Origin of the sequence: Lactobacillus sp. A27 (assembly GCF_016742815.1) — a bacterium.
Classification (GTDB): Bacteria; Bacillota; Bacilli; order Lactobacillales; family Lactobacillaceae; genus Lactobacillus; species Lactobacillus gallinarum.
Map to the genome: position 1 here is coordinate 1 of NZ_JAEHNT010000079.1, position 3,410 is coordinate 3,410.

Sequence of the window (3,410 nt, forward strand, 5' to 3'; positions counted from 1 at the left end):
TACAATAATTATGGATCAATTAGTTACAAGTTACAATCTTAAAGGCTTAAAGCATCAATTATTCTTTTCATTAATGGCGTAACCTTTTGATCTTTACGCCATGCTAATTGTAAATGTGTTATCCAGTTACTATGCTTAATCGGAATAAGATCACCAGGAGCATATGTAGAGGCAATGGATTCCGGAACAAGAGCCACTCCCATTTTTCGTTTAGCCCAGGTGATCGCTGTTCTGGAATCATCACATTTAACAGCATAAAACGGTTTAATTCCATGATGAGCAAAAGTTTGATTAAAAATCTCTTCAAATCGCCGGTAGATAATAAGAGGCTGCTCATTTAAATCTTTAATTCTTAATTCCGTTTTATCCTTAAATTTAGGATCAACAGTAACTGCCATCATTCTTTCTGTAGTTAAAGTTTTCGCCTTTAAACCGTTACGATTATAGGGAGTACGAACAATACCTAAATCGATTGTTTTCTTTTCCAATTTATCGATAATACCAAAAGTATTGTCCTCATAAATATCAAAGTTAATTTCAGGATAAAATTCAGTTAAGGCTTGAAAATTCTTCATAGGAATAAGACCAGTTGATGAAGAAGCCATTCCAATTGCAACTGTGCCTAATTCGCCAGAAATGGTCTTGTGGACCTGATTCTTAGCACTTTCAGATAGCGATAAGATTTCACTAGCATAGCTCTGTAAAATTTGTCCCGCATCCGTTAATTCGATACCATGAGCAGTCCGCTTGAATAATTGTGCTCCCAATTCTTTTTCCAATTGCTTTAATTGATAACTTAACGGTGGTTGCGCAATATAAAGTCTTTTAGCCGCAGACGTGATTTGTTTTTCTTCGGCTACTACTAAAAAGTAACGTAATTGTTTAATATTCATTGATCTATCCTTTTTATTTTGGTTACAGGTCTTATTAAAATTTTTTATATCTTATATTTTAATTTAGTATTTTCATCTCCACAACATATGTGCTACTTTATTAAGGTAGATTTGGAGGGAATAAAATGTCTGAAAAATTTCACGGCTTAACTCAAGCCGAAGCAGAAAAACGACTTAAAGAAGATGGTCTAAACGAAGTTCCTGAACCTGAATACAACTTCTTTAAGGAATTTTTATCAAAATTATGGAATCTCTCTGCTTGGATTCTTGAAGGTGCATTAATCCTTGAATGTATCCTCGGCAAGTGGATTCAATCATTATTTGTTTTATTCATGCTTCTTTTTGCAGCTTTTAACGGTGCATCAAAGAAGAAGCAATCACGACGGGTATTAAATACCATCTCACACGAATTAACGCCTAAAGTTGCTGTAGAGCGTGATGGTAAGTGGATTAAAATTGACTCTAAGCAATTGGTTAAAGGCGATTTAATTTCACTTCAACGTGGGGATGTTTTAGCTGCTGACGTAAAAATAGTTAGTGGCAACATTGCCTGTGACGAAAGTTCAATTACTGGTGAATCTAAAGCTGTTAAAAAGAATATCGATGATACAGCTTATGCTGGTACCACTGTAGTTGAGGGCGACGGCTTAGCAATCGTTACTGCAACTGGTAAGGATTCTAGAAGTGGTAAAACCATTAATTTGATTAACAACTCAGCTGCACCTGGTCACTTGCAACAACTTTTAACAAAGATTATATACTACCTTTGCTTACTCGATGGGGTACTTACCTTAGTTATCATCATTGCTTCATTCTTTAAGGGCGGCAATTTCGATACCTTTATTAATATGTTGCCATTCTTGGCTATGATGTTTATTGCTTCAATTCCTGTTGCCATGCCATCAACTTTTGCATTATCCAACTCATTTGAAGCAACTCGCTTAAGTAAAGAAGGCGTCTTAACTGCCGATTTAACCGGTATTCAAGATGCGGCTAACTTAAACTTACTTTTACTTGATAAGACCGGTACAATCACTGAAAATAAAACAGCCGTTGCTAGCTGGAGCGATTTAAGTGATTTACCTGATCAAGACGTTTTAGTTTTAGCTGGTAGTGCAACCGACAAACGTAATGCAGGTATTATTGATATTGCTATTGATGAATACTTAAAAGAAAATGGCATCCCTGTCATGGACGCTGATCACTTCACCCCATTTACTTCTGACACCGGTTATTCTATGGCAGAAGTTGATGGTCATAACGTTAAGTTAGGTTCATTTAAGCAACTTTCCTTAATCGATAAAAATGCTAATGAAGTGGTCGAAGGTATTAACTTTAAGGCTGGACGTTCAGTTGCTGTGTTGATAGATGATAAGCTTGCAGGAGTCTTTATCTTACAAGATAAGGTAAGAAAAGATTCCAAGGCTGCTTTGGCAGAACTTAAAAAGCGTGGCGTACGTCCAATTATGTTAACTGGTGATAACCAAAGAACGGCTGCAGCTGTCGCTGAACAAGTTGATTTAACTGGTAATGTTATCTCTATTCATGACTTCGATGAAAGCACTGATGTTGATGAATTAGCTGGTATCGCCGATGTTTTGCCTGAAGACAAACTTAAAATGGTTAAATTCTTCCAAGAAAAAGGCTATATCGTTGGTATGACTGGTGATGGTGTTAACGATTCTCCTGCTTTAAAGCAAGCTGAAGTTGGTATTGCTGTTTCTAACGCTGCCGATGTTGCTAAGCGTTCAAGTAAGATGGTACTTCTGGATGACGGCTTAAGTTCTATTGTTAAGATTCTTGATGCGGGTCACCGTGTATACCAAAGAATGACTACTTGGTCACTTACTAAACTCGCTAGAACTGCCGAATTAACTATGCTTTTAACCTTTGGTTACCTCTTCTTCAACTATATTCCAATGGCATTAAACGCAATGGTTATTTATACAGTTATGAATAATATGGTAACTATGATGATCGGTACTGACCGGACTCATATTACTTACAAGCCTGAAAACTGGAATATGGCAAGATTAGCTAAAATTGCATTTTCACTTGCTGCAGGTTGGACAATTATCGGTTTCGCATTTGTCAGCTACCTAAACTTACATGGCTGGAGTCATAATTCAATTTCTACCATGGTTTATGTTTACTTAGTTCTTAGCGCAATGCTAATTGTATTGATTACTAGAACTCGTAAATACTTCTGGCAAGATTATCCATCTAAATTAGTTGGTATCGTCCAAATTGCTGACGTCGCATTAACATTTATTTTAGCCTTGTGTGGCTTGGCAATGGCTCAAATTAGTTGGCAAAACTTATTAATTACGGTTGTAGTGGCATTGGTTGCTGCAGTCATTATTGATTTGATTTACCAACCTGTAATGAAAAATAGATAATTATAAAATATAAAAAAAGCACTCTGATTACTACATTGAACTGAGACCTAAAAATTAGACAGTTTAAAATACAGGATTAATAGAGGCTTGATTCCGATATTCTTTCGGAGTTAAGCCT

Annotated in this window: 2 protein-coding genes; one reads left to right on the top strand and one right to left on the bottom strand. The window is 36.1% G+C overall.

All coding sequences use genetic code 11. The features are described 5' to 3' along the window. Window positions 1-38: 38 nt before the first annotated feature. Window positions 39-893 carry a LysR family transcriptional regulator gene (locus tag JEM49_RS08665; RefSeq protein WP_087176044.1) on the bottom strand — a complete coding sequence of 285 codons (855 nt, stop codon included), beginning with the start codon at window positions 891-893 and terminating at the stop codon, window positions 39-41. A gap of 125 nt (window positions 894-1,018) precedes the next feature. Here JEM49_RS08665 and JEM49_RS08670 point away from each other — a divergent pair, with 125 nt between their 5' ends. Then, a complete protein-coding gene (locus JEM49_RS08670) occupies window positions 1,019-3,292 on the top strand; it encodes an HAD-IC family P-type ATPase (RefSeq protein ID WP_201874654.1) in 2,274 nt (757 codons plus the stop codon). Window positions 3,293-3,410 lie beyond the last annotated feature (118 nt).